This is a genomic window from uncultured Porphyromonas sp., from assembly GCF_938039215.1.
Taxonomy (GTDB): Bacteria; Bacteroidota; Bacteroidia; order Bacteroidales; family Porphyromonadaceae; genus Porphyromonas.
On sequence record NZ_CALHVI010000033.1, the window covers coordinates 62,037 to 88,459 of the forward strand.

General features: G+C 56.5%; 20 protein-coding genes and 1 pseudogene. 3 read left to right on the forward strand and 18 right to left on the reverse strand.

Translation table 11 applies throughout. From position 1 onward, the window contains the following. Positions 1–203 precede the first annotated feature (203 nt). The 3 genes from rplS to Q0336_RS04995 all read left to right on the forward strand — a co-directional run bounded on the left by rplS (position 204) and on the right by Q0336_RS04995 (position 2,388). Entirely contained in the window at positions 204–563 is a 360-nt protein-coding gene (gene rplS / locus Q0336_RS04985) for a 50S ribosomal protein L19 (protein ID WP_298526293.1), read from the forward strand. Between the two features lie 161 nt (positions 564–724). Continuing rightward, positions 725–1,618: a PCMD domain-containing protein gene (locus Q0336_RS04990; RefSeq protein WP_298526295.1), complete on the forward strand. Its 894-nt coding sequence runs from the start codon at positions 725–727 to the stop codon at positions 1,616–1,618. Positions 1,619–1,629: 11 nt separating this feature from the next. After that, positions 1,630–2,388 (forward strand): porin family protein, encoded by a 759-nt coding sequence (locus Q0336_RS04995; protein WP_298526296.1) that lies wholly within the window; start codon positions 1,630–1,632, stop codon positions 2,386–2,388. Between the two features lie 252 nt (positions 2,389–2,640). Here Q0336_RS04995 and uvrB read toward each other — a convergent pair whose 3' ends face one another. The 18 genes and pseudogenes from uvrB to Q0336_RS05085 form a co-directional block, all read right to left on the reverse strand. Then, complete coding sequence (uvrB, locus tag Q0336_RS05000; RefSeq protein ID WP_298526298.1) at positions 2,641–4,662, reverse strand: excinuclease ABC subunit UvrB; 2,022 nt, start codon at positions 4,660–4,662, stop codon at positions 2,641–2,643. Positions 4,663–4,674: 12 nt separating this feature from the next. Beyond that, positions 4,675–5,589 carry a mechanosensitive ion channel domain-containing protein gene (locus Q0336_RS05005; protein ID WP_298526300.1) on the reverse strand — a complete coding sequence of 305 codons (915 nt, stop codon included), beginning with the start codon at positions 5,587–5,589 and terminating at the stop codon, positions 4,675–4,677. A 26-nt stretch (positions 5,590–5,615) separates the two neighbouring features. Continuing rightward, a complete protein-coding gene (locus Q0336_RS05010; protein ID WP_298526302.1) occupies positions 5,616–6,974 on the reverse strand; it encodes an MATE family efflux transporter in 1,359 nt (452 codons plus the stop codon). 22 nt (positions 6,975–6,996) lie between these two features. Next, a complete protein-coding gene (locus Q0336_RS05015) occupies positions 6,997–8,958 on the reverse strand; it encodes a sulfatase-like hydrolase/transferase (protein WP_298526305.1) in 1,962 nt (653 codons plus the stop codon). 419 nt (positions 8,959–9,377) lie between these two features. Further along, a complete protein-coding gene (locus Q0336_RS05020) occupies positions 9,378–12,194 on the reverse strand; it encodes an outer membrane beta-barrel protein (protein WP_298526307.1) in 2,817 nt (938 codons plus the stop codon). Positions 12,195–12,334: 140 nt separating this feature from the next. Continuing rightward, positions 12,335–13,882: an alkyl hydroperoxide reductase subunit F gene (ahpF, locus tag Q0336_RS05025; RefSeq protein ID WP_298526309.1), complete on the reverse strand. Its 1,548-nt coding sequence runs from the start codon at positions 13,880–13,882 to the stop codon at positions 12,335–12,337. Positions 13,883–14,008: 126 nt separating this feature from the next. Continuing rightward, complete coding sequence (gene ahpC, locus Q0336_RS05030; protein ID WP_298526311.1) at positions 14,009–14,575, reverse strand: alkyl hydroperoxide reductase subunit C; 567 nt, start codon at positions 14,573–14,575, stop codon at positions 14,009–14,011. A gap of 453 nt (positions 14,576–15,028) precedes the next feature. Then, on the reverse strand, positions 15,029–15,574 hold the full coding sequence (locus tag Q0336_RS05035) for an FHA domain-containing protein (RefSeq protein WP_298526313.1): 546 nt from the start codon (positions 15,572–15,574) through the stop codon (positions 15,029–15,031). A gap of 11 nt (positions 15,575–15,585) precedes the next feature. After that, the gene (locus Q0336_RS05040; protein ID WP_298526315.1) at positions 15,586–17,340 is read right to left on the reverse strand and encodes a S41 family peptidase; all 1,755 of its coding nucleotides are present in this window, start codon (positions 17,338–17,340) and stop codon (positions 15,586–15,588) included. A gap of 32 nt (positions 17,341–17,372) precedes the next feature. After that, positions 17,373–18,074 (reverse strand): YggS family pyridoxal phosphate-dependent enzyme, encoded by a 702-nt coding sequence (locus tag Q0336_RS05045; RefSeq protein WP_298526317.1) that lies wholly within the window; start codon positions 18,072–18,074, stop codon positions 17,373–17,375. After that, positions 18,055–18,501, reverse strand: coding sequence for a DUF4494 domain-containing protein (locus tag Q0336_RS05050; RefSeq protein WP_021667499.1), 447 nt, complete (start codon positions 18,499–18,501; stop codon positions 18,055–18,057). Before Q0336_RS05050 ends, Q0336_RS05045 begins: the two co-directional genes overlap by 20 nt. A gap of 37 nt (positions 18,502–18,538) precedes the next feature. Further along, a complete protein-coding gene (locus tag Q0336_RS05055; RefSeq protein ID WP_298526319.1) occupies positions 18,539–20,362 on the reverse strand; it encodes a long-chain fatty acid--CoA ligase in 1,824 nt (607 codons plus the stop codon). Between the two features lie 420 nt (positions 20,363–20,782). Then, positions 20,783–21,811: a hypothetical protein gene (locus Q0336_RS05060; RefSeq protein WP_298526321.1), complete on the reverse strand. Its 1,029-nt coding sequence runs from the start codon at positions 21,809–21,811 to the stop codon at positions 20,783–20,785. A 287-nt stretch (positions 21,812–22,098) separates the two neighbouring features. Beyond that, positions 22,099–23,601, reverse strand: a complete 1,503-nt coding sequence (locus Q0336_RS05065; RefSeq protein ID WP_298526322.1) for a right-handed parallel beta-helix repeat-containing protein — start codon at positions 23,599–23,601, stop codon at positions 22,099–22,101. 43 nt (positions 23,602–23,644) lie between these two features. After that, on the reverse strand, positions 23,645–24,463 hold the full coding sequence (locus Q0336_RS05070) for an SH3 domain-containing protein (RefSeq protein ID WP_298526324.1): 819 nt from the start codon (positions 24,461–24,463) through the stop codon (positions 23,645–23,647). Positions 24,464–24,495: 32 nt separating this feature from the next. Beyond that, positions 24,496–25,224: a hypothetical protein gene (locus tag Q0336_RS05075; RefSeq protein ID WP_298526326.1), complete on the reverse strand. Its 729-nt coding sequence runs from the start codon at positions 25,222–25,224 to the stop codon at positions 24,496–24,498. A 67-nt stretch (positions 25,225–25,291) separates the two neighbouring features. Then, complete coding sequence (locus Q0336_RS05080; RefSeq protein WP_298526328.1) at positions 25,292–25,984, reverse strand: hypothetical protein; 693 nt, start codon at positions 25,982–25,984, stop codon at positions 25,292–25,294. Positions 25,985–26,017: 33 nt separating this feature from the next. Next, positions 26,018–26,423, reverse strand: a pseudogene (locus Q0336_RS05085) (hypothetical protein); the annotation flags it as partial.

The following is a 26,423-nucleotide window of genomic DNA, read 5'->3' on the forward strand; positions in this document are numbered from 1 at the left end:
AGAAGGCTAGGGGAAGGAGCGAAGATCTTGGACCGAGCAAGTCCCTTCGCCCAGCACCAAGATCTTCTCCGCTATCTCTCTAGATGATAAATATTTTGTACCTTTGCGACGCTTTGCGTAATCTCTGTCAGGAAGTATCTATTTGAGTGTGGCCTGTTACATTGCGTTTAGTGTAGTACTAATCAAATAAGCTAAAGGACAATATGGACTTTATTAAGATCGTCAACGAAGCGTTTGCTACGGGCAAGGAGCATCCTTCTTTCCGCAGTGGTGACACGATCACCGTTGACTACCGCATCAGCGAAGGTGGCAAGGAACGTATCCAGCGCTACCGTGGTGTCGTCATCCGCATCAGCGGTCACGGCGACAAGAAGCGCTTCACCGTACGCAAGATCTCTGAAGGCGTAGGTGTAGAGCGTATTTTCTCTATCGAAAGCCCCTTCATCGAGAAGATCACCGTCGAAAAGCACGGTAAGGTACGTCGCGCTAAGCTCTACTACCTCCGCGCCCTCACCGGTAAGAAGGCTCGTATCAAGGAGCGTCGCTTCGTCGCTGACAAGTAAGAAGATCTTCGGGGAGAGCTCCTGCCACTGGGCAGATGGTCACCCCGAGCCTTCTATCCAAGCATACAGCCCCATCGCCGATACGCTCGGTGATGGGGCTGATGTTTCCTCGCCCCTATCCGATAGGAGCAGGCACCTATAAGTTTATGTATTTACAATCAATGAATAGACTTTCTATCACTCTAGCCCTCATGACCCTCGGGATGACGGTCTCTTCCTGCGATGATCCCATCGCCGTGAAGGAGCGTAGCCTGCAAGAGCGTCGCATCAAGGAGGGTGTACTCACCACCAGCCAGACCTTCGACTTCACTCGCTGGATCGAGGTGAGCAAGGGCGCTTATCGACTGCCCTCCATCAGCGTCGACGAAGACGCAAAGAACACGTATTGGGCTTCAGCCAGCAACCAAGGCTACACCATGCTTTCCTCCAAGCCTACGGACTTCCCCGTCATCCCTCTGGAGGAGGATGGAGCCTATCGGGGGGCCATCATCCGCTCGATCAAAGGCTTTTACTTCTTCGGGATGGGTACGAATGTCATCGCTGGTGCCCTCTATTCGGGTCAAGTCGATGCTCGCACACTTGTAGGGAAGCCCCTAGAATCGACCCTCTTCGGACAGCCCTATTCGAGTGGCATCCCCGAGGTGATGAAGTTCACCTACCAGTACAAGGCAGGCGAAAAGGTCATCCACGGACAGAACAAGCGTGTCGAGCTCCCCAGCCAAGACCGTGCAGCCGTCTCAGCCGTCTTCTACGAAGTGACGGAGGATGACCGCTACCTCAATGGCATCACCCTACAGTCAGATGCTCGTATCGTCGCCAAGGGCTATGTCGAACTCGAACCCACGACACCCGAAGGCACTTGGCAGACCTACAGCCTGCGCCTTAGCCCCGTAGATCAGGCACGCTATGACGCTGTGGACTTCTCCACGAAGAAGTACCGCCTCGCCCTCGTCTTCTCCTCTAGCTATCGAGGCGCTGAATACATCGGGGCTATCGGTAGTGAGCTACGCCTACAGCAGGTGACGCTCCAGGATCGCATCAAGCCTCACCAATAGTCTCGTAGCACATGAAGATACAGATCAGATCCCTCCTCCTCGGCCTTTCGCTAGGCCTGCTTACCCTCCCTGCTCTTGCAGGTGAGACGGACGATCAGCAGCCCTCCCGCCTAGGGATAGGCCTGCACCTTGGCTTCAATATCGGCGGAGCCCTTCCCCCCACTGTCCCCCAGCCCGTCAAGAAGGTCACGGCCTTCAAGCCTGGGGGTACGCCCAACGTAGGGCTGGACTTCTCCTACCGCCTCACCCCGACCAGCCCCTTCTCCCTCCTGCTGGGTGCAGAGTACGACATACGTAGCTTCAGCTCGACGGTCCTAGCGGAGAACATGCCCATACGCTACCAGAGCGAAGACCGTAGCGAGCAGCACTTCTCGGGCTATCAGCGTGTCGAGATGGATACCCGCTACATCGTGGTGCCCGTAGGTGTGAGCTACACTCTACCCCACAGCTCCTTCCGCCTCATGGCTGGAGGCTACTATGCGTATGCCCTCAAGCGCAAGTTCACCGCCAAGCTCGACGGCGATGGGCTCATGGATGGTCGTGTCTATCAGGAAGGCTCGATCCTGAGCTTCTCCCTCGGCGACTTCCTCGTGCGCAATGACGTAGGCGTACGCTTCGGCGCAGACTATCAGATCGACCCACATTGGGGGATCGTAGCACGGATGAATGTAGGTCTCCCTAAGATCTTCGACAAGAGTTTCGAGGTGATGCCCTACTCCCTCCGCCACGTCTTCCTCAACCTCGGTGTCAGCTACCGCATCAACCGCTAGCGCCCCGCACCTCGACCCTAAAATACAGCGCCGCCCCGCTAGGCTCTCAGACCAGAGAGACCTAGCGGGGCGGTGCTGTATTTTAGGGAAGGCTCGGAGGCCTCAAGAAACGACCCACGGTAGGTCGCTGATAAAACCTACTGTAGGTCGTCTCACCGACCTACCGTGGGTCGCAAAGGCGACCTACCATAAGTTTCTGGAGCACCCCTCCGCAGGACGCTCACGCTGGGCTTGCGGAGAGGGAGAAGGAGGCTACTGCAGGAGACGGATCTTCTCCTCGAGGCGCTGGAGTTCGTTGCGCAGGCGAGCCGCTTCGATGAAGTCTAGTTCCTTGGCGGCAGCCATCATCTCAGCACGCTTCGCCTCGGCGAGGGAACGTAGCTGATCGGGCGAGAGGAGCTTCTCGATCGGATCTTCGATAGGTGCTTCTGGACTTGCCTCGATATAGGCTTGAGGTTCGCCCGCAGCCTTCTTGTCGGGAAAGACCGACGAACTATTCTTGACGATCTGCTGAGGAGTCAAGCCGTGCTCCTCGTTGTAGGCGATCTGCTTGGCTCGTCGTCGAGCCGTCTCATCGATAGTGAGGCGCATGCTTTCCGTCACCTTGTCGGCATAGAAGATCACGCGTCCATTCACATTACGAGCAGCACGCCCTGCCGTCTGCGTCAGGGAGCGGTGCGAACGAAGGAAGCCTTCTTTGTCAGCATCGAGTACAGCGACAAGGGCGACCTCGGGTAAGTCCAGCCCCTCACGAAGGAGATTGACTCCGATGAGCACGTCATAGACTCCCTTGCGAAGATCTTCCATGATCTGCACACGGGTCAGCGTATCGACATCGCTGTGGATGTAGCTACACGACACCCCATGACGCAGGAGGTATTCCGAGAGCTCTTCGGCCATACGCTTGGTGAGGGTCGTCACCAGCACTCGCTCCTTACGCTCTATGGCTAGCTGGATCTCATGCTCGAGGTCATCCACCTGATGCAGCGTGGGGCGCACCTCGATGGGTGGGTCAAGAAGACCCGTAGGGCGAATAAGTTGCTCGACCACGACACCCTCACTCTTCATCAGTTCGTACTCGGCGGGCGTGGCGCTGATATACAGGATGCGATCGGTGAGACCATCGAACTCATCGAAGGTCAGCGGACGGTTGTCCAAGGCGGCAGGCAAGCGGAAGCCGTGCTCCACGAGACTGAGCTTGCGGGAGCGGTCGCCGCCGTACATTGCATGGATCTGCGGTACTGTCACGTGGCTCTCGTCGATGATGAGGAGGAAGTCCCGAGGGAAGTAGTCTAGGAGGCAGAAGGGGCGTTCTCCTGGGCGACGGCCATCGAAGTAGCGGGAATAGTTCTCGATACCAGAGCAGTAGCCCAGCTCACGTATCATCTCGAGATCGTAGGTCGTACGTTCGTAGAGACGCTTCGCCTCGTAGGGCTTCCCTTCGGCTTCTAGTTCGGCGACCCGAGTACCGAGGTCGACATCGATCTCGCCCACGGCATGATTGACCTGCTCCTGCGTCGTGACGAAGAGGTTGGCAGGATGGATGATAAGTCGGGACATAGGTCCGTACTCCCTCCCCGACGCTGGGTCAAAGGAGGCGATACGTTCGATCTCATCGTCCCAGAAGGTCACACGGTAAGCCACCCCTTCGAAGCCTTCTACCGCAGGGAAGATATCTAGGGTATCCCCCTTGACTCGGAAGTAGCCTGGGGAGAAGGTGATGCGGTCATTGACGTAGTGGTTGAGCACGAGCTCCCGCTTGAGTTGCTCTTGGCTGTAGCGCTGACCTTCCTCTAGGCGAATGATCTTCTCCTCGAAGGCCTTGGGGTCGGCCATCCCGTAGAGGCAGGAGACGGAGGAGATGACGATGACATCCTCTCGCCCCGAGAGCAGAGAAGCCGTCGCCCTTAGTCGGAGCTTCTCGATCTCAGCGTTGATCGCCATATCCTTCTCTATATAGGTATCGGAGGCAGCGATATAAGCTTCGGGCTGGTAGTAGTCGTAGTAGGAGACAAAGTACTCGACAGCGTTGTCGGGGAAGAAGGCCTTGAACTCCGCATAGAGCTGTGCTGCCAGCGTCTTGTTGTGACTCAGCACGAGGGTAGGCTTCCCTAGGCGAGCGATGACGTTGGCTGCGGTGAAGGTCTTCCCCGATCCCGTGACCCCGAGGAGGGTCTGGAAGGGCACCCCCGCACGGAAGCCAGCGACGAGTTCGTCGATGGCTTGAGGCTGGTCACCTGTAGGGCGGAAGCGAGAAGTGAGCTTGAAGGACATAGTGCGTGGGGGCTACTTCCCCTGATGAATGGTGAGCTGAGGGAAAGGGAAGCCGATGCCCTTGGCATTGAAGTCGGCATAGACTCGCTCATTGAAGTTCCAGAAGACATTCCACAGATCTCCCGAGGCGACCCAAGCACGTACAAGGATGTCTACCGAAGAGCTATTCAGATTGTGCAGCACGACTACGGGTTCGGGGGTCGTACGGATACGTTCGTCCTGGGCCAGTAGGTCAAGGATCACCTGCCGTACACGCTGGAAGTCTTCATCATACTCGATGCCGATGGTCCACTCCACACGGCGAAGGTCTTCATGAGAGAAGTTCGTCACGAGGTTACTGCTGAGGATGCCATTGGGGATGAAGACCGCCTTGTTGTCTGGGGTCAAGACTTCGGTGTGGAAGAGGCGGACAGCACGGACGGTACCGTCGATGCCCTGAGCCGAGATGAAGTCCCCTATGCCGAAGGGCTTAGTGACCATGATGATGACTCCACCGGCCATATTCTGTAGCTGGCCACTCAGCGCCATACCTACCGCTAGACCCATAGAGGCTAAGACGGCAGCGAAGGACACGGACTTCACTCCGAGGATGCTTGCGAGGATGATCCCCAGCGTCACATAGAGCAGGGCTGTGAAGAGCGAGTCAAGGAGCGTGACGGCTACCCCATCGAAGGCACGACGGCGGAGGAACTTATCGAAGAGACGACCCACCCAGCGGATGACGATCCTACCGAGCCAGAAGAGCACGAGCACCAAGAGCACCCGCACCCCGAAGTTGATCGCTCCGTTGATCCAGCTCTCAAGGTGATCACGACCGAACCAGTGCTGGTAGTCCAAGTTGAGGGGCTGTGTCGCCGAGCCCAAGGCATTGCGTACACCCGAAGTCTGCGCCGAGTCTACGGGCAAGATATCTGCAAGAAGAAACATAGGATAAGCGTAAGATAAACGTAGGATTAGGCATCAAGGGCTTCGGCCTCACGCTCTGCTCGTGTACGCCGTCTCCAGCGCAGGAAGAAGAAGAGCATGGCCAGCCCTTTGAGTATCGAGGAGATAGAGATGGCCCACCAGACCGCCTGAATGCCCCAGCCCCAAGAGGCGAAGAGGAACACCATAGGGATGCGCAGGTACGTACCCACGATGCTCACCGCTGCGGGCAGGTAGGTGCGCCCAAGGCCATAGAAGAGCCCTTCGGCGGTGATCTCGAGCATCATGAAGGCTTGGGAGAGCCCGACGATACCGAGGTAGACGGCACCAGCCTTGTAGGCAGCCTCCTCGGGCACGATGAGGGCAAAGACTTCCTCGCCCCAGAAGACGAAGAGGAGCGTCCCCAGCACCCCGACGATGAGGGTGAAGCTAAGTGCTCGACAGAAGGCTCGGTAGACACGGCGGAGCTTGCCTGCGGCGAAGTTCTGCCCGACAATCGTGGTCAGTGCCTCGGTGACCCCCGAGGCGGTGTTCCACGTGAGCGATTCGATCTGTGCTCCCGTAGTCATAGTAGCCACTCCGATGTAGCCTCCGAGTGAGGACACCTGCCTACCGATATAGATACTGACCAGAGCGAAGAGCACCTGCAGCGAGGCTGGGGGCACTCCGATCTGGAGGATACGGCGCACGTACTGCCATCTCAGGCGCACGAGGAAGGGGAAGCCTCCGAAGAGCTTATCCCGCTTCACCTGCCAGAGGAAGAGCAGGAGCACGAGCGCTTGGCTCACGACGGTAGCTAGCGCTGCCCCCGAGGTACCCCAGCCGAGGGTGAAGATGAAGAAGGGGTCGAGGAGCATGTTAGCCCCGAGCCCTAGGATGGAGATGCGGAAGGGTGTCCGACTGTCCCCAATAGCGTTGTAGAGCCCTGTGAGCGAGGCCGCAAGGTAGATACTTGGGAAGCCTATGAGCGAGAGGTAGAGGTAGCTCAACCCTTCAGCACGTACACTCGGGGTCAGGGCATAAAGGTCTAGGAAGAAGCCCGAAGAGAGGATGTAGATCGCCAGTATCACGAGGCTCAAGAGCAGACTCATGCAGACATTCTGCGAGGCATAGGCCTTGGCTTCGTCCCGTCGTCCCGCTCCGATCCCCTGCGAGATCGTCACTTCGCTCCCGATCTTGTTGATCAGGGCGAAGGAGCTAGCGATCCAGAGGAAGACGGAGGCTGCCCCCACCGCTGCTAGGGCTTGGGCACTAAGTCTGCCGAGCCAGATCATGTCGGTGAAGTTGTAAGCGATCTGCACGAAGCTCGTCCCCATGATCGGCAGTGCGATCCGGTAGAGGTGTCCTGTGATGTCTCCTCGGGTTAGGTCTTTGATCTTGTCTTGCATCCGTGAGGGTGAAGTAGTGGGATTAGTGCTGGGGATGGAGCACTGTGAGCTGGTCTGACTTCATGCGGTGGGCATAGTCTTGGAGATAGGCTTTCATACGGAGAAGCATCCTCGAGAGTACGGGGCTCTGCTCTCCCTTGAGATCTCTCTGGAGCAGGGGGTCCTTCTTCATATCGAAGAAGCCCAGCACGTGCTGCCCATCGAACTGCAAGAGCCAGTCACCCTCGACCATCTGATACGTCCCATCGACATGGCTCACCATGAAGCGGGGACGGCTGGCATCGAAGGCGCTACTGCCGAAGGCGACCATCGGGCGCTGATCACCCACGAGATCTAGGATCGTGGGATAGAGGTCGGCCTGCGAGACGACACGCTCGGCATCCCGTCCCGTCAGTTCGCCTCGGGGGTCGAAGATGATGATGGGGACACGGAAGACACCTATAGAGGTCTTGTACTCGGGGAGCGCTCCTGGCACGGCATGGTCAGCGACGATGACGAAGAGCGTCCGATCGTACCACGGCTGTCGGCTCGCCGTCTCGAAGAACTTCCTCAGAGACATATCGGCATAGGCGATGGCCTGATGCATCGGGATCGTCCCCTTCGGTAGCACCTCTTGATACTGCTTAGGCACGAGGAAGGGGTGGTGCGAAGAGAGCGTGAACTCCGCCGCAAAGAAGGGCTCACGGAGCTTACCCAGCTGACCAGCGACGTACTGCAGGAACTTCTCATCCCAGATCCCCCAGTTCCCGTCGAAGTCTTCATCATGCCCGTATTCCTTCATCCCATAGTACTGCTGGATGCCTACCTGACGGGTGAAGGCATCGAAGCCCATTGAGCCATTCGGAGCGCCGTGGAAGAAGGCCGTCGCATAGCCCATTGAGTCCAGACGGGAGGGGAGCGAAGGGAGCTTATTGCCCGAATAGATAGAGAGGACGAAGGGCACGTGGGGCTTGATGATCGAGGTGAAGATCGAGGGCATCGCATCGATGGACTTCCCGCCATTGGCATAGCCCCGCTCGAAGACATAGGATCGGGTGAGCAGGGAGTCGACGAAGGGGGTGAACCCCTTGTAGCCAGCGATGTCCCCATTCAGCCCCCCTACCCATTCACGGGCGAAGCTCTCCCAGATGATGAGCACGACATTGCGCCCTTTGTACTTCCCCGAGAGCGGCGTTTGCCCTGGGGTGTAGACGGAGCTGAAGTACTTCGTCACCTCGCTCTCGGGCATGAACTGGTAGTCGGGCAGGCTTTGCTTCCCGATGGTGCGAACGAGGCTAAAGGGCGTATTGAGTACCAGCGCTCGCTGCTGAGGACGCTGGATATAGGCATTGGCATTACTCAGCGTGATGGGACGGGTGTCCCGAGTGAAGCCTCCTCTCCCCCCGACAATCGACATGTAGATGGCGATAGCCAGCAGGAAGGTCGAGCTGAAGTAGAGCGGGAGCACCTTCCCCCGAGGGCGCACCTTCGGACGGGGAAGCCTACGATCGACGAAGATAACGAGTACCACCAGCGCCACCGCCAGTAGCGTCATCGGCCAGTAGTCCCAGAGCATGCGGAGGAAGCGGAAGGGGTTCTCCTCTCCGAACTCCTCGAAGACGGCCATCGTCGTCCGCCTGAGCGTGAAGCGGTAGTAGACCGTATCCCCAAGGTTGAGCACGATAGAGATCCCCGCCACGAGACGGAAGAGCCACGAGAGCATCCGCTGGTAGCCCCGACTATATGCCCAAGGGATGGGGAGCAGGGAGAAGATCGTCAGCAGAAGGTTCGTATAGAGCAGGGCGCTGAGGTCGAAGCGCAGCCCTCCCCAGAAGATCTCCCCAAGGAGCTTCATCGAGTCGATCTCGAGGAGATCCCGATTGTACAAATAGAAGATGCCTCGGCACACACTATAGAGGGCGAAGGCGAGAAGTAGGCGGATGACAAGAAGGCGAACCTGTGCCCCAAGCGGACGAAGGCTCGACCCATATAGAGAGTGACTCATTGAAGTGGGTTAGCTAGGATGATACCCCTTGGAAGGGTGGACTACGGAGGCTACCTAAGGCTCCTCTGTAAGCCCGTAAAATCGCCTGCAAAGGTACAACATCTTCCCTAGAGTCGGGCGATCCAGAGCGGGGAGCTTCCCCCTTGGATCGGGCTAGCCAGCACGGCTCGGACGGGGCTCTTCTTCCACTCCTCAAGCGGCGCTACTAGTGCCTCCGCCGAGGTGCTACTGCTCCCTCCATCGAAGTACTACTGCTTCCTCTATCGAGGCACTAGTAGCGCCTCAGGAGAAGCTCCAGCGACACCGCTCCAGCAGACATGAGCCCCATCCCTTCGCCCAGCCTCTAGCGAGCCCGAGATGACACCGAGGCGATGCGACTTTCGCCACACCGCCTCGGAGCAAACTGATTATGAAGAAAATTAGAAGGGGGGAGGCCCTGGAGGGCCCTGACGCTTCATGTCGCTACGGCTTCCACCTCCGCTAAAGCTGTCGAAGCGGTAGATGAAGTGAAGCATAGCATAGCGCCCAAGCGTATTGGATTCCTCCAGCGTGCTGGACATCGCCGTGATGCTCTGGTAGATGCTACGACGGCTATTCAGCAGGTCGTAGCCCTTGAGACGGACAGTGGCCTTCTTCCCTGCAAGGAAGCTATAAGAGAGGCCTGCATTGAGCAGCAGCTGATCTTGATTGTAGCCTGCAGCGTAGCCACGAGAGGTCGTATAGGTCGCTTCACCCTCGAAGGCAAAGCCCAGAGGCAGGGAGAGGTTGGTCGTGTAGCCCAGAGAATAGTCCTTCGTCGCAGGGGTGACAGCCGAGGGCAGGCTATTGGAGGCATTGTAGTAGCCGAAGCCTCCCTTGAGTGTCATATCAATACCAGTGATGCGGTAGTTCAGTCCCAGCTCCTCACGCAGTCTGAGGGAGAGACTACGATTCTTCTCCCCGTTGATGTAGGTATGGCTACGTGCCAGATCGTTGAAGGAAGCTAGGCGAATGGAGAACTTCTTCCCTGGAAGTGTCTGGGTGAAGAAACCACCAAGACCAAGGGAGGCATTCCCGTCCACGTTCGTATAGTCAATCGTACGCTTCCCGCTGGCGACATCGTAGAGGGAGCGCTGGATGATGTCGTGCTGGACTACCTGTGCCCGTCCAAAGACCGAGAGGGAAGTCTGGCTCTTCGTCCAGTACTTACTGAAGCGCCCGAAGAGGTTATGCTGGAAGCCTGGGAGCAGATCTTGATTACCCACGTAGGAGATGAGCGGGTTGGTCACGTCCTGCACGGGCGATAGCTGCTCGTTGGTAGGAGCAAAGCTACGACCGAAGTAGTCTAGGCGAAGCTCCGTACCACGCTGAGGCTTGAAGGAGAGGCGGAGCGTAGGGGAGAAGTTGAGCGTCGAGCGAGAGATCGGCGTAGCGGTGACACCAGCGACGACAGAGTGGCTACTGATGCGAGAGGACTCTACATTCACCCCTGCGGTGAGGTCGTAGCCCTTGCCCTTCCTCTTGAGCGCAAGGCCTACTTGATGGGTGAGGTAATCGGAGCGGAATTCGTTGCTGTAGGTCGCATTGTGCACCGTATAGCCTCCCGTCAGATCGGAGTCATAGGCATCACGCGAACTCTTACTCTCCGATCCCTTGATCTGGTAGGTAAGCTGAGAGAAGAAGCCCTTCCCTAGAGGCTCGACCCAGCCGAGGCGTGCCTGATAGTTCAGCCCACGCGTATGGCTGTCGATGCGCTGGTCTACATCCTGGTTAGTCGCCGACGTGCGGTCGTAGAGGTTGTAGATATAGGTCCCGTCGCCTCGCTCATCCTCGAGCCCGAAGCGAGCCGAGAGGGTCAGCGTACGACCCGAAGCACTGAGGCGACGACTCCCGTCGAGGCGGAGCGTCCCGTTGACATTATCTAGGAGCGTCTGCTGGGAGAGCGTACTGGAGTTGATCAGCGTGCTGGTAGCATCCTCTAGGGTCTTCGTCGTAGAGGAGTAGACACCCTTGCTGTGGCCGTAGCGGAGTTCGGGGGAGATGATGATCTCCGTCAGTGAGTCTGGCTTCCACTCCATACGGATATTAGCTCCGTAGGCATCCTTGTCGCTCCGCTCCGTACTCTTGCCCGTCTCGGTGGTCGAGCCCGTAGAGAGGTAGTTCTGCTGCCAGCTGTCGGTGAGCTTATTCGTCGTATTGCGTCCCCCGAGGGCATTAGCATTGAACTGGAGCTTGGAGGAGAGCGTATGGTTGATGTTCCCACCGAGCATCTTGGAGGTCAAGATCCCGTTGGCATCACGGCGAGGACGACCTCCGCCGCCCCCACGATTGCCACGGCGACCCGCACCCATGCCCATGAGGAAGCCCATCTGGTTCCCTTCGCTGGAGATGTCGGAGAAGCCTGCATTGTTCGTGTTATTGAGCCCGCCGAGGATGGTGAACTGATTGTCGTCAGCGAAGCGGCTCAGCGTTAGGTTCGCCTCGTAGCGTTCGCTGGTACCTGCACCTGCGTAAGCCGTCCCGAAGAGTCCCTTCTTCTTGCCCGCCTTGATGGTAAGGTTGATGACGGTCTCCTCATTGCCATCGGAGAAACCCGACAGACGTGCTGCTTCGCTGTCTCGGTCAAGCACCTGCACCTTCTCCACAAGTTCTGCGGGCAGGTTGTTAGCAGCTACCTTCGGGTCGCCCTCGAAGAAGCGCTTGCCATCGACCATGATCTGCGAGATCGTCTTGCCGTTGATGGTGATCTTGCCATTCTCGTCGATGGAGGCACCAGGGAGCTTCTTGATCAGGTCTGCCACGACAGCACCTTGGTTGGTGGTGAAGTTGCCTGCGTGGAACTCAATGGTATCCCCCTTGATCACTACATCGCTCGTCTTACCGACGACCTTCACTCCCTCGAGGAGCTCACCCTCCCCTACGAGCTTGATCGGGGCGAGGGTGAGGTTAGTACCCGCCACTTGGAGGCTCTGCGTGTGGGTCTTGTAGCCAACGAAAGTCACTCGGAGCGTATAGCTACCACGGGAGACTTGCTTGAGAAGGAAGGAGCCGTCCTTCCCACTCACCGCTCCCGTCTTGAGCTTGCCATCGGGGAGAAGGAGGCTGACACTTGCCCCAGTGAGGGCTTCGCTCTTCTCGTCAAGGATCTTCCCCGAGATCGTGCGTAGGGAGTCCTGCGCTGCGATCTTCCCTCCGCCGAGCGTGAAGAGGAGGAGGGCTAGAAGGCTTAGGGTAGCATATCTACTTGCTTGCTTCATAGTTCGTTCGTTTAACCGTTTTCTCCCTTAGAGCCGTGGTCCTAGGGTTCGTTTAATAGAACCCCTAAAAAAGAAGTGGACTGACCTCCCCGAAGGGAAGCCAGCCCACTCACGAGCAAGAGGATAGCAAGCCTCGTGGCTTACTGACCCGAACGGATGCGATCGTCGAAGGCGGTAAGAGCAGCCTTGGCTCCTTCGCCCATAGCGATGACGATCTGCTTGTAGGGTACGGTGGTGCAGTCGCCTGCGGCATAGATGCCTGGGACAGAAGTGCGGCAACGCTCGTCGATGACGATCTCCCCACGACGAAGCTCTACAAGCGACTCGAAGGGCTTGGTATTGGCCGCCAGACCGATCTGCACGAAGAGCCCATCCAGAGCGATGACTTCTTCTTCGCCTCCATCACGAGGAGCGACACGAAGGCCCGTGACCTTCGTCCCATCACCCAGCACTTCCTTCGTCGCCATCGCCTTGCGGACGGTGACGTTGGGGAGCGTAGCCAGCTTCTCCTGCAGGACAGTATCAGCTCTTAGGGTGTCCATGAACTCGAGGACGACGACACTTCTACAGATACCTGCTAGATCGATAGCTGCTTCGATACCGGAGTTACCCCCGCCGATGACAGCGATGTCCTTACCCTTGAAGAAGGGACCATCGCAGTGCGGGCAGAAGGCGACACCACGACCGATGTATTCGGCTTCCCCTGGTACACCGAGCTTACGCCAAGCAGCACCGGTAGCGAGGATGACCTGATCTGTGGTGATGAGCTCCCCGAGGTTGGTCTTGACTTCCTTCTTATCACCGGAGAGGGTGATGCCTTCGACCTGACGATTGTCCAGCAGGTCGATGGAATAGGTCTCTGCGTGCTTGCGCAGGTCACTCGCCAGCTGCGTCCCCGTGGTAGCGACGACGGAAGGGATGTTCTCGATGCCCGTGGTCTCATTGACCTGCCCCCCGATGCGCTCAGCCACGACAGCGACATGAAGCCCCTTACGTGCCGAGTAGATGGCGGAAGCAATCCCCGAAGGACCGCCACCGACGACGACGAGGTCGTAGCTACGACGGATCGGTTCGTCCGAGAGGGGTTCAGCACCGACCTTGGCCTCGAGGGCTAGGAGCAGCTCGCCGAGAGAAGCCTTACCGACATGGATCAGTTCTGAGCCCACATAGACTGCGGGGACAGAGCTGACACCGAGGCTGTTCACTTCTTCTTGGAAGAGGGCGCCATCGACCATCTCGTGCTCGATGCCGTCGTTGTAGAGAGCCATGAGGTTCAGCGCCTGCACGACCTCGGGACAGTTGGTACAGCTGAGCGAAGCATAGGTCGTCAGGCGAAGAGGTGTCTTGAGGGCTGCGATACGACGCACGAAGACTTCTTCGGGGAGGTTCTTGCCCTGCCCATCAGCATTGAGTACAGCGAGGATGAGGGAAGTGAACTCATGTCCACCAGGGATAGCACGGAAGGAGATCCCCGTAGGTACGCCATCTCGGAGGATGCTGAGACGGAGCGTATCTGCTGGGCGCACCTCTGCAGAGAGCTGATCGCTCGTGGAGGCGAAGTCCTGAGCCATCGTGATGAGTTCGCTGCTCTTCGCCGTCTGAGCGTCATCGACGAGGAGCGTATATTGATGCTTGAGGCTAGCGAAGAGCCCCTTGAGTTGGGAGAGGATGTTCTGATCTAACTGCATGGTGTTGGGAGCGTATTTCTTTGTAATAAATGTGGGGAAGGAGAGCCTCAGAGAGCTGTTCCTTCCCCACGAAGATGTTGGCAGATCTGCCGAAGCGATTCTTCCCGACCGAGGGGAAGGCTTCGACTAGAGCTTCCCTACGAGGTCGATGCTAGGCGTGAGGGTAGCGTCCCCTTCCTGCCACTTAGCGGGGCAGACCTGACCTGGGTGTTCGTAGACGAACTTAGCAGCCTTGACCTTACGGAGGAGCTCGCTAGCGTCACGACCGATCCCGTTGTCGTGGATCTCAGCTACCTTGAGGACACCGTCGGGGTTGTAGAGGAAGGTACCACGATAAGCCTGACCTGCTTCTTCGATCATGACACCGTGAGCACGAGCTAGGTCGAAGGTCATGTCAGCAAGCATCGTGTATTCGATCTTGGCGATCGTATCCGTAGCATCAGCCCAAGCCTTGTGGACGAAGTGGGAGTCCGTGCTTACGGAGAAGACTTCTACGCCCAGACGCTGAAGCTCTGCGTAGTGATCCTGAAGGTCTGCAAGCTCCGTAGGGCAAACGAAGGTGAAGTCACCGGGATAGAAGAAGAGGATGCTCCACTTACCCTTGAGGTCTTCGCTAGATACTTCGAAGAAACCCTTGTCCTTGCGGAAAGCATTGACCTTAAATTCTGGGAGCTGGCTGTTGATGATGCTCATAGTCTGTTATTCTGAATTCTTTTTGATGATGATGGTACTGCTGTACCTGATTTGCCTGCAAAGGTAGAGGAAGAAGCTTCGCCCTCCAATTCGTTCTGTTTATTCACAGATAAACGCCATGTATCACCCACCCTTTTTCGGGGCTATTTCTTGAGGGGTCTTTACCCTAAGAAGGGGGCGATCGGGAGCACTGCTTCGGAAGGGCTCCAGAAAAACTTACTGTGGGTCGTCGATGCGACCTACCGTGGGTCGCAAGTGAAACCTACTGTAGGTTTTTTCGACGACCTACCGTGGATCGTTTTTGAGGCTCAAAGAACGAGGGGATGCGAGCGTGCAGAAGAGAAGAAGTGCCACCACTAAGCGGGCTCTTCTTCGGGCTAGTGCCCTGATCGTTTGGTTTTAGCTGTTCCTTAGCTCGGGGGAGAGGGATCTCCCCCCCTTGGAGAACTAAGGCTAAGACTCCTCGATAGAGAGGTCTTCGGAGAGGGGTTCATCACTGAAGATCACCGACGTAGCCCCCAGTGTCAAGACATCCCCCGTCTGGAGGTAGCGCCATTCACGTGGCTGAAGCAGTTCGCCGGCGATGAACGTCCCCACCCGACTGTCGTCATCGGCGAGCGCAAAGCGGAGCTTGCCCGTGCGCCCTTCGGTGACCTTGATGACAGCGTGGTGGCGGTCCATGCTCGGATCGGAAGTGATGATCGGGATATCCGTCTGGGTATCCTTATTGCGTCGGCCTATGCCATTGAGGCCGAGGTAGAGGGGGAAGAGCTGCTTGTAGCCGAAGACATTCTCCACGACGACAAGATGTCCGACAGCCTTGCGAGCAGCCTTCTTCTCCCCCTTGCCACTAGGCTGACGTAGGCGTAGATTGAGCTGGTGCGTACAGCTCGGACAGATGAGCGAGAGGCGGTCGCCCCCTTCGGCACGTAGCTCTTCGATGCGCTCTCGTGTCAGAGGGATCGCCGTATCACACTTGGGGCAAAAGATCTTCTTCATCACCTACCACTTTACTTACCTGAAGCAGGAGCTCCAGACTTGGGTTCTGGGGCAGAGAGGATCTTACGGTAGCGTGCCGTATCGGCGAGTAGTCCCTCGGCAGCATGCACCATCTTGTCCTCGGAGACACTACGCTCCAGCGCCCCTCTATTGTAGTAGTAGCGGGTGAGGATGGCAGCCGTGAGGTACTGCTCGATGTAGGGACGATGGTACTGCAGGTCGTGCTTGAGATCTGGGACGAAGAGCTTCTGCAGGGTCTCGAAGGCTTCCTTGCTCTTAGCGTAATAGCCCTCGAAGCGTGCTAGTTCCTCGAGCTTCTTCAGCTCCTTACTGCTCTGACGATCGTAGTCGAACTTCTTGTCGATCATGCGCTGAGAGAAGTCAGCATAGTCCGCCTCGGAGAGCTTGAAGTCCTTAGGAGCGGGGATCGTGCGATGCTGGCGAACATAGTCGGTGATCCAGTCGAAGGCATCGTTGCTCGCTCTGAGGTAGTAGACCATCGTAGGCAGGGTGTCCACGGAGAGCGTGCTATCGGGAAGAATGCCCCCTGCGTCACGCACCTCTCTACCGGCACGGGTGTAGAAGACCTTCGTCAAGCTATCGGGCAGGATGGTAGCGCCCTTCCCCTCACGAAGCGAATGGTAGTCGATACGCTGGATACAGCGCCCACTGGGGATGTAGTACTTCGCCGTCGTAAGCTTGATCGTCCCGTCGTAGGGGAGCTGCATCGTCGTCTGCACTAAGCCCTTGCCATAGCTCTTGACTCCCATGACGACCGCTCGGTCTAGATCCTGCAGAGCACCGCTGACGATCTCCGACGACGAAGCAGACTGCGCATTGATCAGCACCGTGAGAGGGATCTCGGTATCTAGAGGCTTGTCGGTGGTCTTATAGATGGTCTCCTGCAGACGAGCATTGCGCCCACGGGTCGTCACGACCTCTTCTCCAGCGGGGACGAAGAAGTTGACGATCTTGATCGCTTCATCGATCAGTCCGCCCCCATTGTCTCGCAGGTCGAGGATCAGTCCCTTGATGTGGTGCTTCTCCTTGAGTTCAAGGAATGCCTTCTTCACGTCACTAGCTGCGGTGTTGGGGAAGCTCGTCAGGGCGATGTAGCCATAGCCACTAGGAAGAGCTCCGTAGTAGGAGACGGGGCTGACCTGAATTTTCTGTCTGCGGAACTCGATCTTACGGGGCTTCGTCTCGCCAGGACGCTGCACGAGGAGGGTGATCTTACTCCCAGGTGCGCCCTTGAGAGCAGCACTCACCTTATCGGAGGTGGACTTACGGAAGTCCTGACCATCTACCTCGAGGATCACATCGCCCGCACGTAGCCCAGCCAAGGCGGCGGGCATACCCTCCATGGGGTCATTGATGATGACCGTGCTGTCGGGACGCTGGGAGATGACCGAGCCGATCCCTCCGTAGGCTCCCGTGGTGAGGAGCTTCAGCTTGTCGCTGTCCTCTGCCGAATAGTACTCCGTATAGGGATCGAGACTCTCAAGCATATTGTCTAGACCGATGCGACTCAGACGCTTGATATCGATGGAGTCTACAAAGAAGCGGTCTAGCAGTGCCAGCGATGAACCGAAGACATCGACCGCCTGCACGTAGTTGAACTTATTATCTTTCTTCTTCTCTGCCGTCCCCTTCGTCTGTGCGGAGAGTGGGGCTAGAGTAAGCAAGCCTAGGGTGAGGCTAAGTAGCTTCGTCCAATAGCTCATATCAGGATGGTTGGGGGGATTTGTTCGTAATTCTTCTTCCATTGGGTGAGGGCTGGTACGCCCCTACCCCTTCCTTAGGCTCGATCGCCAAAGATCGCTGAACCGATACGTATCAGGGTCGCTCCCTCACGGAGCGCTAGGGGATAGTCCCCACTCATACCCATAGAGAGCTCTGTGAAGAGCTCTGGCTCCAGCAAGAGTCCCGAGGTACGTAGCTCCTCGAAGAGTCGGTGCACCGTGGCAAACTCCTCTAGGATCATCGCCTCATCCTCCACGTGACTAGCCATAGCCATGAGGCCATGGAGGGCTACACCACGGTACAGGTCGGGCTGCTCCTTGATACGGGAGACTAAGTCTCGGACTTCCTCGGGCGTGAAGCCACTCTTGGTCTCTTCCTGCGCTACGTGCACCTCCAGTAGGATGGGGATGGTACGACCTACCCGCTGAGCCTGACGGCATATCTCCGCAAGGAGACGCTCCGAGGTCACACTCTCGATCATACTGATGAAGGGTGCGATGTACTTGACCTTATTCGTCTGGAGCGGACCTATGAAGTGCCAGACGATATCGGGATAAGTATCATGGAGCTGCTCCCACTTCTCTACCAGCTCCTGCACACGGCTCTCGCCGAAGAGTCGCTGCCCAGCCGCATAGGCCATCTCGATATAGGAAGCGGGATGGAACTTCGATACCGCCACGAGCCTAGCCTCTGGGGTTAGGCTCTGGTGGATCGAGGAGAGACGCTGAGCGATATCCTCACTGCTGAGGGGCTTCATAGCGGTAAACGTCTAGGATCTGCGTGTCGGTGATGGAAGCGATCTCGTAGGCAGCCATCTGCCCATCGAGCTGTGCGGTGAGCTCGGTAGCTGCGCTCAGCAGAGCATCGGACTGCACGATCATCGTGGCAGCGGTCTTCTTCTCTGTGCCGCTCTTCTCATCGATGGTGATGAAGTTCACCTTAGCTCGGTAGAAGCGCTCGTGCTCGGGGTTCTCGCTGAGGAAGAGCTCAGCGATACGAGCTCGACGGATATTGACCACCTCCAGCTCACCTACGGAGACAAAGGGTGTCACTTCCTTGATGATACGGGCCTCAGCCTCGGTGAAACTCAGGGCATCAACGAGGTAGCTCTCGGAGACCTTCTTCATGCCCATGGAGTCAGCCTGACGCTCATAGGATACTTTGCATTCGAACCAATAGTTCATCGTCTTCTATCTGGGTTGTTTACTTATTCGTTGTTGATTATTCTTCGTACATGCTGGCGATCTCGGCAGCATAAAGCTCAGCGACGACCTTGCGTCGTACCTTGAGCGTATTGGTGAGCTCCCCACGCTCGACGGTGAAGGGCTCGGTGAGGAGGTGGAACTTCTTGACCTTCTCGTACTGAGCCACGGACTTGAGGTTCTGCTCCAGATGTGCCATGACCATACGGTGTACCTCGTGGTGGACGGCAAGCTCGGCATCGCTCAGTCCCTCCTCGATACCACGAAGCCGAGCTTCCCGACGGAGGGCATCCCAGTTGGGATAGATCAGTGCACTGACGAACTTATAGCCATCGGCGATGACTGCCACTTGCTCGAAGAGGGGATCTACGGTGAGCAAGCCTTCGATCATCTGCGGAGCGATGTACTTCCCGTTGGCCGTCTTGAAGAGGTCCTTGATACGCTCCGTGAAGTAGAGCACATCGCCCACCATGCGACCCGAGTCCCCCGTACGGAAGAAGCCATCGGGAGTGAAGGCTTCGGCATTTGCCTCGGGGTTGTTGTAGTAGCCACGAGTCACCGAGGGACCCTTGATCAGGATCTCGCTGGTCTCGGGATCGATCTTCACCTCTAGCGAAGGCATGATCGTACCGATGGAGTCGAGGTCAAAGCCACGCATAGGCTGGGAGCTGACCGTCGCAGTCGTCTCGGTGAGTCCATAGCCGACGCACATAGGCACGTTGATGGAGCGGAAGAAGCGAGAGATCTCGGGAGAGACAGAAGCTCCTGCCGTGGGGAAGAAGCGTCCTCGCTGCAGACCGATCGCCTTCTTCACCTTCGCAAAGAGGATCTTGTCGTAGGCTTGATAGAGCAGACGGAGGAAGATCGATGGGGTCTTCCCCTCGTTGATATAGTCGAAGAAGTAGCGGTCCCCCGTACGGATGGCATGACGCATCACACGGCGAAGGGGGGAGGGTGTGCGGTTGATCTTCTCTTGGACTCCGATATAGACCTTCTCCCAGAAGCGGGGCACATTGCCCATCATCGTGGGGCGAACGGCAGGTAGAGCATCGAGGATGCGCTTCGGGTCACTGAGGATGGCCACCTGACAGCCCATGCTGAGGCAGAGGTAAGACCAAGCCTTCTCGAAGATATGATTCAGTGGGAGGAAGCACATCGAGACATCCCGATTGGTGATGAAGGGGTACTTCAGCTGGTGCGCATAGATCTGCTCGATGAAGTTGCTATGATGAAGCATCACCCCCTTACTACGTCCCGTAGTGCCCGAGGTGTAGATGATCACGGCAAGGTCCGTGGCTAGAGCTTGGCTAGCGGTGACCGTAGCCTTATTCTCATAGGCTACGGCATCGCCTCGACGGATGAACTCATCATAGTACATCGAGGTCGTATCTCCTGGGGCGAGCACTACCTCGGGATCGAAGATCACCAGCCGACGTAGACAGCCTCCTCGCTGCTGGACTTCGTAGGCATTGTTGTACTGGAACTGCCCGCCCACAAACATCGTCTCTACACCAGCATCCTGGACGATGAACTCGACTTGGTCGGGTGTACTCGTAGCGTAGAGAGGTACCGAGACCCCTCGCATCATGAAGAGACCGAGTTCGGCAGCGATACATCCCACACGGTTGGGCGAATAGATCCCCACACGCTCTCCAGGCTGGAGCTGCAGATAGGCAAGGCCCTTGGCAGCGGCGAGACAGAGATCAGCGACCTGCTGACCGCTGAGCTTCTCCCAGCGTTCGTTTCGCTTGTTGTAGTAGCGGAGGATCGTCTTATTCGGATAGCGAACACGGAACTGATGGGGGTACTCCGCCAGATGATATTTGGGATAGGGAGAGGTCATTGACTTGGTTGGTTCTTAGTGAAATGCTGGATTGTACAGACCCAGCGAACTTACACACAAAGATAACGCAAATGCCCCACTGCACCGCCCGCCGCTTCCACCCCATCGGACGAAGAGAATCTACCCCGCTCAGGGACGGACGAAAAAGCCCCGCTACAAGGCCTCTAGACAAGGGCGCTTGGAGGGGGCAAAAAACGACCTACGGTAGGTCGCAAGAAAAACCTACTGTAGGTCGTCAAGGCGACCCACCGTAGGTCGCATCGACGACCTACGGTGGGTCCCAAAATCGATCTTCTCATGGGCTCGTCCGAAGGGGGGCTATTCTCCCCTCGGGACACCCGCCCTATTCCCCAGCAAAAGGGGACGAGTGGCAAGGCCTGCTACCAGCGGATAGAGCCCACCGAGCCGAGCCCAGCGAGATCACTTAGCAGGAAGCTTGATCGCAAAGCGTCGCACTCGGTCAAACATACGGGAGCGCTCATTCGTCTCCGGCTCGGTGACATAGAGCGAAGTGGTGCAGTCTCCGTCATTCTCCGCCTCCAGCTCACTGTCCTGATCGATGAAGTAGAGCTTATTGCCCATCCAGATAGGGGACAGCTCACTAGCAGCGAGATCCTCGGCGAGCAGACGCTGATTCGAGCCATCGGCATTAGCGATACAGAGCGGGCCGTGGGGAAGGTCCCCGATGGACGTGTACGCTGTGAAGGCGACTTTGCTCCTATCGGGACTTGCCTGATACCACAGGTATCCGAAATCATCGGCATCTTCCTCCGGCCGTAGCTTGAGCTTGTCGCTCACACAGATGAGTTGCTTACCCGAGCGGAAGTACAAGAGCTTGCCCTTCGTGACGAACTGATCAGCTCCGGTCTCCTGCTTGTATCCAGCGAAGAACTGCTCCGCTGTATCCATATCAACATCTTTCTGGAGGCTACGACTAGCGAGGGTGAAGATATGAGTCTTCGAGAAGCTGTACCCATCCCAACTAAAGCCACTCTGGAAGATCAGCTTGCCCTTTCGGTAGACGAGGCTACTATTCTCTCCAGTACACTGATGGATACAGTCCTCCTTGTCCAGTCCGAGGTCTGCTAGGTCTTCGAGCTTAGGAGCGCCATCGGTGAAGGTGGCTTGACGGAGGGTGAGCTTGCCCTTGCGTACGACGGTGTAGTACATATGCCTGCCGTCGGGATCGAAGGTGAAGCTGAAGACTTCGTCAGGCTCTTGCAGGTGGAAGGGGACGACCATATCCTCATCGACATTGTAGAAGAAGAGGAGACTATCCTGATAAGCGATCACATGCGAAGAGGCTAGGCTGGCATAGTTTCCAAAGGGGGCTGTGACGGCATCGTCATCATTGACGGCTTCCTGCTGCTTCTGGTTCTTCCCTGGGCTGCACGCAAAGAGCATGCACAGAGCGAGGACAGAGCATATCCTCATAGAGATTGCGTTCATAGGTACTTGTGTATATGAGAATTGGTTGATAATATGTGGAATGAAAGTTCGGCTAAATCCCTAGAGGGAAGGGCTTGCTGAAGATCGCAGTCCGATCCCCCCTTCGACTGCCCTTGGTCTCGGCGCTCTGGGAGAGGGCGAAAACCGACCTACGGTAGGTCGCCGAAAAAACCTACAGTAGGTTTCACTTGCGACCCACGGTAGGTCGCATCGACGACCTACCGTAGGTTTTCTTAGCACCCCATCGGGGGAGCTCTCCAACCCCTGATCTAGAGCGGGTGCGTACCCTACTTCGCTGGGATCTGAGCACCATAGCCCGAGACCACGCCGAAGAGCCGACGAGCCTTCTCCCAAGGATACTTGTTGGCGAACATCGTCACACGGGTAGTCTGCGTGGCCTGCTGGTTGAGGCCGAGGTGGCGATTGATCTGATTGGCTGTCGAGTTGCGGTCATAGCTCTCCGAGGTAGAGATCTTGAGGCTGGTGAAGCCCTTGAGGTAGGGAGCATCGATCGCATCTATGAAGCGTTTGTCGAAAGGCATCTCCTTATTCCCCTCGTACTTAGGGCCGATCTCATCCGCTTCCTCGATACGGGAGGCAGGGACATTCAGAGGATTGCCCTTGGTGCAGATCTGTAGGTCGTACATATTGCCCGTGAAGTAATTCTCATAGAGATTACTCTGCTTGAGCTTCTCATATTCCTGCTTCGCCTCGTAGCGACAACGCTCGACACCGCAGCGGGAATTGAAGGCGAAGATATTGCGATAGACATTGATCGTACGGATCCCATTCATGAAGCGGAAGCCTTGCCCCATGGTCTCAAACTCCTTAGTGATCGGCCAAGTGAAGAGCACCGTATTGTGATGGAAGTCCAGCGAGATCTCACCCTCTCGCCCTGCGGCGAGTGTACCCCAGATCTCACATGCGGCATAACGGTTGGCGACGAAGACATTATTACTTACCTCGATGTGCCCTGCACCCATCCCAGCCTGCAGACCGAAGAAACGGCAGTTGACGAAGACACAGTTCGAGACACGGACCTTCCCCTCGACAGTGAGGTGAAGCGCCCGCCAGTCAGCCTTCGAATAGCCCGTAGGCTGAACTCCCGTGCCATCGGGATGAATGAGCATACCCGTGAGCACTTCCGAATTAGGAGTACCCGTGCGTGGATCCTTGACATCGGCCTTGTTGTAGAGGATCAGTTCCCCGCCATCGAACGTAAAGCCGTCTACCACCACTTCTCCAGCGGGACGCTTGTCTCCGTAGGCACGACGTGCTGTGATGTGGAAAAGCGCCGAGCCGAGCACACGGGGAGTCGTCTCATTGGGCTGGATCTTGGTGATGTACTTCAAGGGATCTCGCTCCGAGAAGTCGGGCGAATAACCGCCATAGAACTTGAGGAACTTACCATCGTCGGCTCCATTACCGAAGCGTCCACATTCGATGAAGCCTCGATCCATATTGCCCAAATAGTTGCCTTCGGCGACGAGGATCGTCGAGCCTTCTTCTGCTAGGTCAATAGCCTTCTGTAGATCCTTCAGAGGTGTATCCTTGCTCAGGCCATCGGCACGTGCTTTACCCTTGACACTCACATAGTAAGTCTTAGCCGAAGCATTGGGGGTACTAGCACTGCTGCCGTCCCGATCAAAGGCGCACGCTTCTGTGTGTACAGCCACCTGTGTTGTCGCCTTGGAGGTCTTCTCTAGCGAGGCATTAAGTCCTCGAGCTTCAGCGGGGAGTAAGACTCCTAGGCCAAGGATAATCGAAAGAAAATAGGTAGTTCTTTTCATGACATTGAGTATCGTATTGTGAATAGGGATGCTTAGATAGGGTCTATGCACAAGTAGTCAGGGGGTTGCCACAGAGCCACTCGCTATGTATCCAGCCTTGGTGCTTCTTGTCGATCGTCTGCACCTTGACCCATGCGCCTCGCCACTCTAGAGGGCGTAGGAGGATCTCCTTGGTGAAGGAATACACGACACGTCCCTCGTTCGAGGGTCGATCCCGTAGATGGAGCTTTTGTCCACCATAGTTGCGTGTATCCATGGCAATGACAGAGGAGTGAATCCAAGCATCCCCAGACTTGCGGATGGCAGCTACCCCTTCATTCTCCGTTTCGTATACACTGATCTGATTGCCACAGATGCGCCACCACCCATCTTGGGCAGCGCAGACACTGAGTAGGTATGTCCCCTTCTTGCTTAGCTGACATACCACATCGCCCTTAGGTCTATTGCGGAGGTTCGTATCCCCCGCCTGCGTATCGTGGATGAAGACACCCATAGCGTCTGAGACATTGTGGAGCAGGAGGGTACGAGTCTCTCCCTTGAATCTCAGGATGAGCTCCAGCAGATGGCGATCCGTCCTCGTAGACCGAGGGATGATGGCAAAGCTGTCACTAGACTTGCTCCGGAGCTCATAGCGGGCTAACTGCTCGTCATAGGAGAAGTAATGCAAGGTATCTATGGTGTCATCGGCATACTCCAGAAAGAGCTCGACGGGCTTACTCTGGGCTAGGTCATACTCCAGCTGCACATTCACACCTCCGAGCTGATAGGCATAGCAGGTCACCGAAGGCCCCTCTTGTGCCACACCCAGAGTCACGCTGGAGAGCAAATAGAGTGCACCGAATAAGAATTTATTTAGTCTCATAATCAGGGGGTATTAGGGATTGAACGAATGAATTACAAGCACTGACAGTCTTCGTCTGCATCCACTTTAGATAGAGTCTTCACCTCTTTGACCCAACGCTCATTCTGCCAGCGGAAGATGACGTACTTACACTGCTTCAAATAACCATATTCGGTATCGAGGAACATAGTCTCGTACTCCATATCTTGTACGGGGAAGCCCATGTGCATCTCCAGCGAAGTCCCCTGGCGGGGTAGAGCATAGCGGAAGAGTGCACGCTTCTGGAAGAGACGGCTAAGCTCCGATCGTTGCTTAGGGGTAAGTCCCGAGGTATCGTAGAAGTCCTCCAGCTTCACCTGACTAATATCAGGGGCTAAGAACCCACCGAGCCGGATACGACCTCGGTCATAGATGTAGAACTTGAGGTGACTGATACCTTCCGTCTCAGAAGCAGCGACGAGCTTGCGTCCGTCCTTTAGGTTCCAATAGCACACCTCTACCCTCCAGTTCTCTGGGTAGGCATAGTAGACACGGAGGTAGCCCCTTCGCTCATCACAGACATCTATGAAGGGTGGGACTACCTCCTCCTTATCCTTAGGACAACCGATTTGCTTCAGTAGCTCTCTGCGCTCCTCCACCGTCCAGCGGTTCCCCAGAGCATCATCGGGAAGGGCTAAGAAGATATCACGGATATTGACCTTCTTCTCGCTAGCTTTGCGCTGCTGTGCCTCTATGCTACAGAATGAAAGAGCACACAGCAGGATGAGGATAATCTTTCGCATGAGATCAATCGATTTAGTTAAGAGAGAATAAGCTTTACGCTAATGCAAGCCTGCCTTAGCCTAGAGGCTACTCGACCATACCCCATCGATACTCCTCGAGAGGGGTGACCTTACGCTCCTTGATCTTGACCTCTACCTTCCGCAGGGCCATCAGAGGGAGGCCATCAAAGAGATCGGGCTGTAGCTTCTCCTGTAGCTCCTTGAGCTGCTTATTGCGAAGGGCATCGGGCACCTTATTCAGATCGCCCCAAGCTCCCTTTTTCTGATCCCAGGCGATCGTCGGGGAGGCTTCATCCTGAGTGTAGAAGTAGAAGGTATTCGCATCAGCGACCTCCACTCCTTGTCCAGAGTCGAAGGGCAGATCGATGGGCATCACTTCATTCCCCGTAGCTAGGTCATGGAGACGAAGCGTGCCTGTGGCTCCTGTACCTTCGTAGGTAAGTAGCGTATACCCCACTACCCCCTCAAAGTCGAGAATGGTACCCTCCAGCTCAAAGGCCTTGATATCAGAGCCCGAACGCTTGGGTTGCACCTTGATGGTATTGTAGACACCACCCTCTGTCTCTATCGTCTTGCCCTTGACGATACGCACATCGTCATTCTCAAAGGCCACCTCATCCCCATCCGTCAGTTCGGGTAGTGGGAGGGAGGCTATCTGAGTACTATCACTTGAGTCTGATTGACTGGTCTGTCCGGTACAGCCTATCGTGAGGAGGCTGAGTGCTAGGGCTGTGCCTAGGATAAGAGATTTGTACTGCATGGTATATATTCTTATTGGTAAGAAGGAGATGATTTACTCTACGTAGCCCCACCGGTACTCCTCGAGTGGGGTGACCTTACGCTCCTTGAGATCCACCTTGACCTTCTGCTTAGCCATGAGGGGCAACCCTTCGCTGAGGAAGTCCTTGACCGCCTGTTGGGCCTCTTTAAGTTGCTCGTTGCGTAGGGCAGCAGGTACCTTCGTTTGGTCTACCCAAGTACCCTTCTTCTGATCCCAACTGATCCTAGGATTCTTGTCCCAATCATAGGTGTAGAAGAAGAGCACATCATCACCTTGGATCTCGAGCGTATCGGACTCAAAGGGGTAGTCTACTGGTACGACGACTTCGCCTGTCGCTAGATCGTGTAGCCAAAGGGTACGGACGACACCTGTGCCTTCGCTTGTCACTAGGGTATTCCCTAGGATAGCTTCGAAGTCA

Coding starts and splice junctions, on each gene's coding strand:
- Q0336_RS05045 (WP_298526317.1), bottom strand. CDS start 18,074: ATGAAGCCCCTCAGCAGTGAGGATATCGCTCAGCGTCTCTCCTCGATC.
- Q0336_RS05075 (WP_298526326.1), bottom strand. CDS start 25,224: ATGCGAAAGATTATCCTCATCCTGCTGTGTGCTCTTTCATTCTGTAGC.
- Q0336_RS05020 (WP_298526307.1), bottom strand. CDS start 12,194: ATGAAGCAAGCAAGTAGATATGCTACCCTAAGCCTTCTAGCCCTCCTC.
- Q0336_RS05010 (WP_298526302.1), bottom strand. CDS start 6,974: ATGCAAGACAAGATCAAAGACCTAACCCGAGGAGACATCACAGGACAC.
- Q0336_RS05080 (WP_298526328.1), bottom strand. CDS start 25,984: ATGCAGTACAAATCTCTTATCCTAGGCACAGCCCTAGCACTCAGCCTC.
- Q0336_RS05035 (WP_298526313.1), bottom strand. CDS start 15,574: ATGAAGAAGATCTTTTGCCCCAAGTGTGATACGGCGATCCCTCTGACA.
- Q0336_RS05055 (WP_298526319.1), bottom strand. CDS start 20,362: ATGACCTCTCCCTATCCCAAATATCATCTGGCGGAGTACCCCCATCAG.
- Q0336_RS05050 (WP_021667499.1), bottom strand. CDS start 18,501: ATGAACTATTGGTTCGAATGCAAAGTATCCTATGAGCGTCAGGCTGAC.
- uvrB (WP_298526298.1), bottom strand. CDS start 4,662: ATGTCCTTCAAGCTCACTTCTCGCTTCCGCCCTACAGGTGACCAGCCT.
- Q0336_RS04995 (WP_298526296.1), top strand. CDS start 1,630: ATGAAGATACAGATCAGATCCCTCCTCCTCGGCCTTTCGCTAGGCCTG.
- Q0336_RS04990 (WP_298526295.1), top strand. CDS start 725: ATGAATAGACTTTCTATCACTCTAGCCCTCATGACCCTCGGGATGACG.
- Q0336_RS05065 (WP_298526322.1), bottom strand. CDS start 23,601: ATGAAAAGAACTACCTATTTTCTTTCGATTATCCTTGGCCTAGGAGTC.
- ahpC (WP_298526311.1), bottom strand. CDS start 14,575: ATGAGCATCATCAACAGCCAGCTCCCAGAATTTAAGGTCAATGCTTTC.
- Q0336_RS05070 (WP_298526324.1), bottom strand. CDS start 24,463: ATGAGACTAAATAAATTCTTATTCGGTGCACTCTATTTGCTCTCCAGC.
- ahpF (WP_298526309.1), bottom strand. CDS start 13,882: ATGCAGTTAGATCAGAACATCCTCTCCCAACTCAAGGGGCTCTTCGCT.
- Q0336_RS05040 (WP_298526315.1), bottom strand. CDS start 17,340: ATGGAAGAAGAATTACGAACAAATCCCCCCAACCATCCTGATATGAGC.
- Q0336_RS05060 (WP_298526321.1), bottom strand. CDS start 21,811: ATGAACGCAATCTCTATGAGGATATGCTCTGTCCTCGCTCTGTGCATG.
- Q0336_RS05015 (WP_298526305.1), bottom strand. CDS start 8,958: ATGAGTCACTCTCTATATGGGTCGAGCCTTCGTCCGCTTGGGGCACAG.
- rplS (WP_298526293.1), top strand. CDS start 204: ATGGACTTTATTAAGATCGTCAACGAAGCGTTTGCTACGGGCAAGGAG.
- Q0336_RS05005 (WP_298526300.1), bottom strand. CDS start 5,589: ATGTTTCTTCTTGCAGATATCTTGCCCGTAGACTCGGCGCAGACTTCG.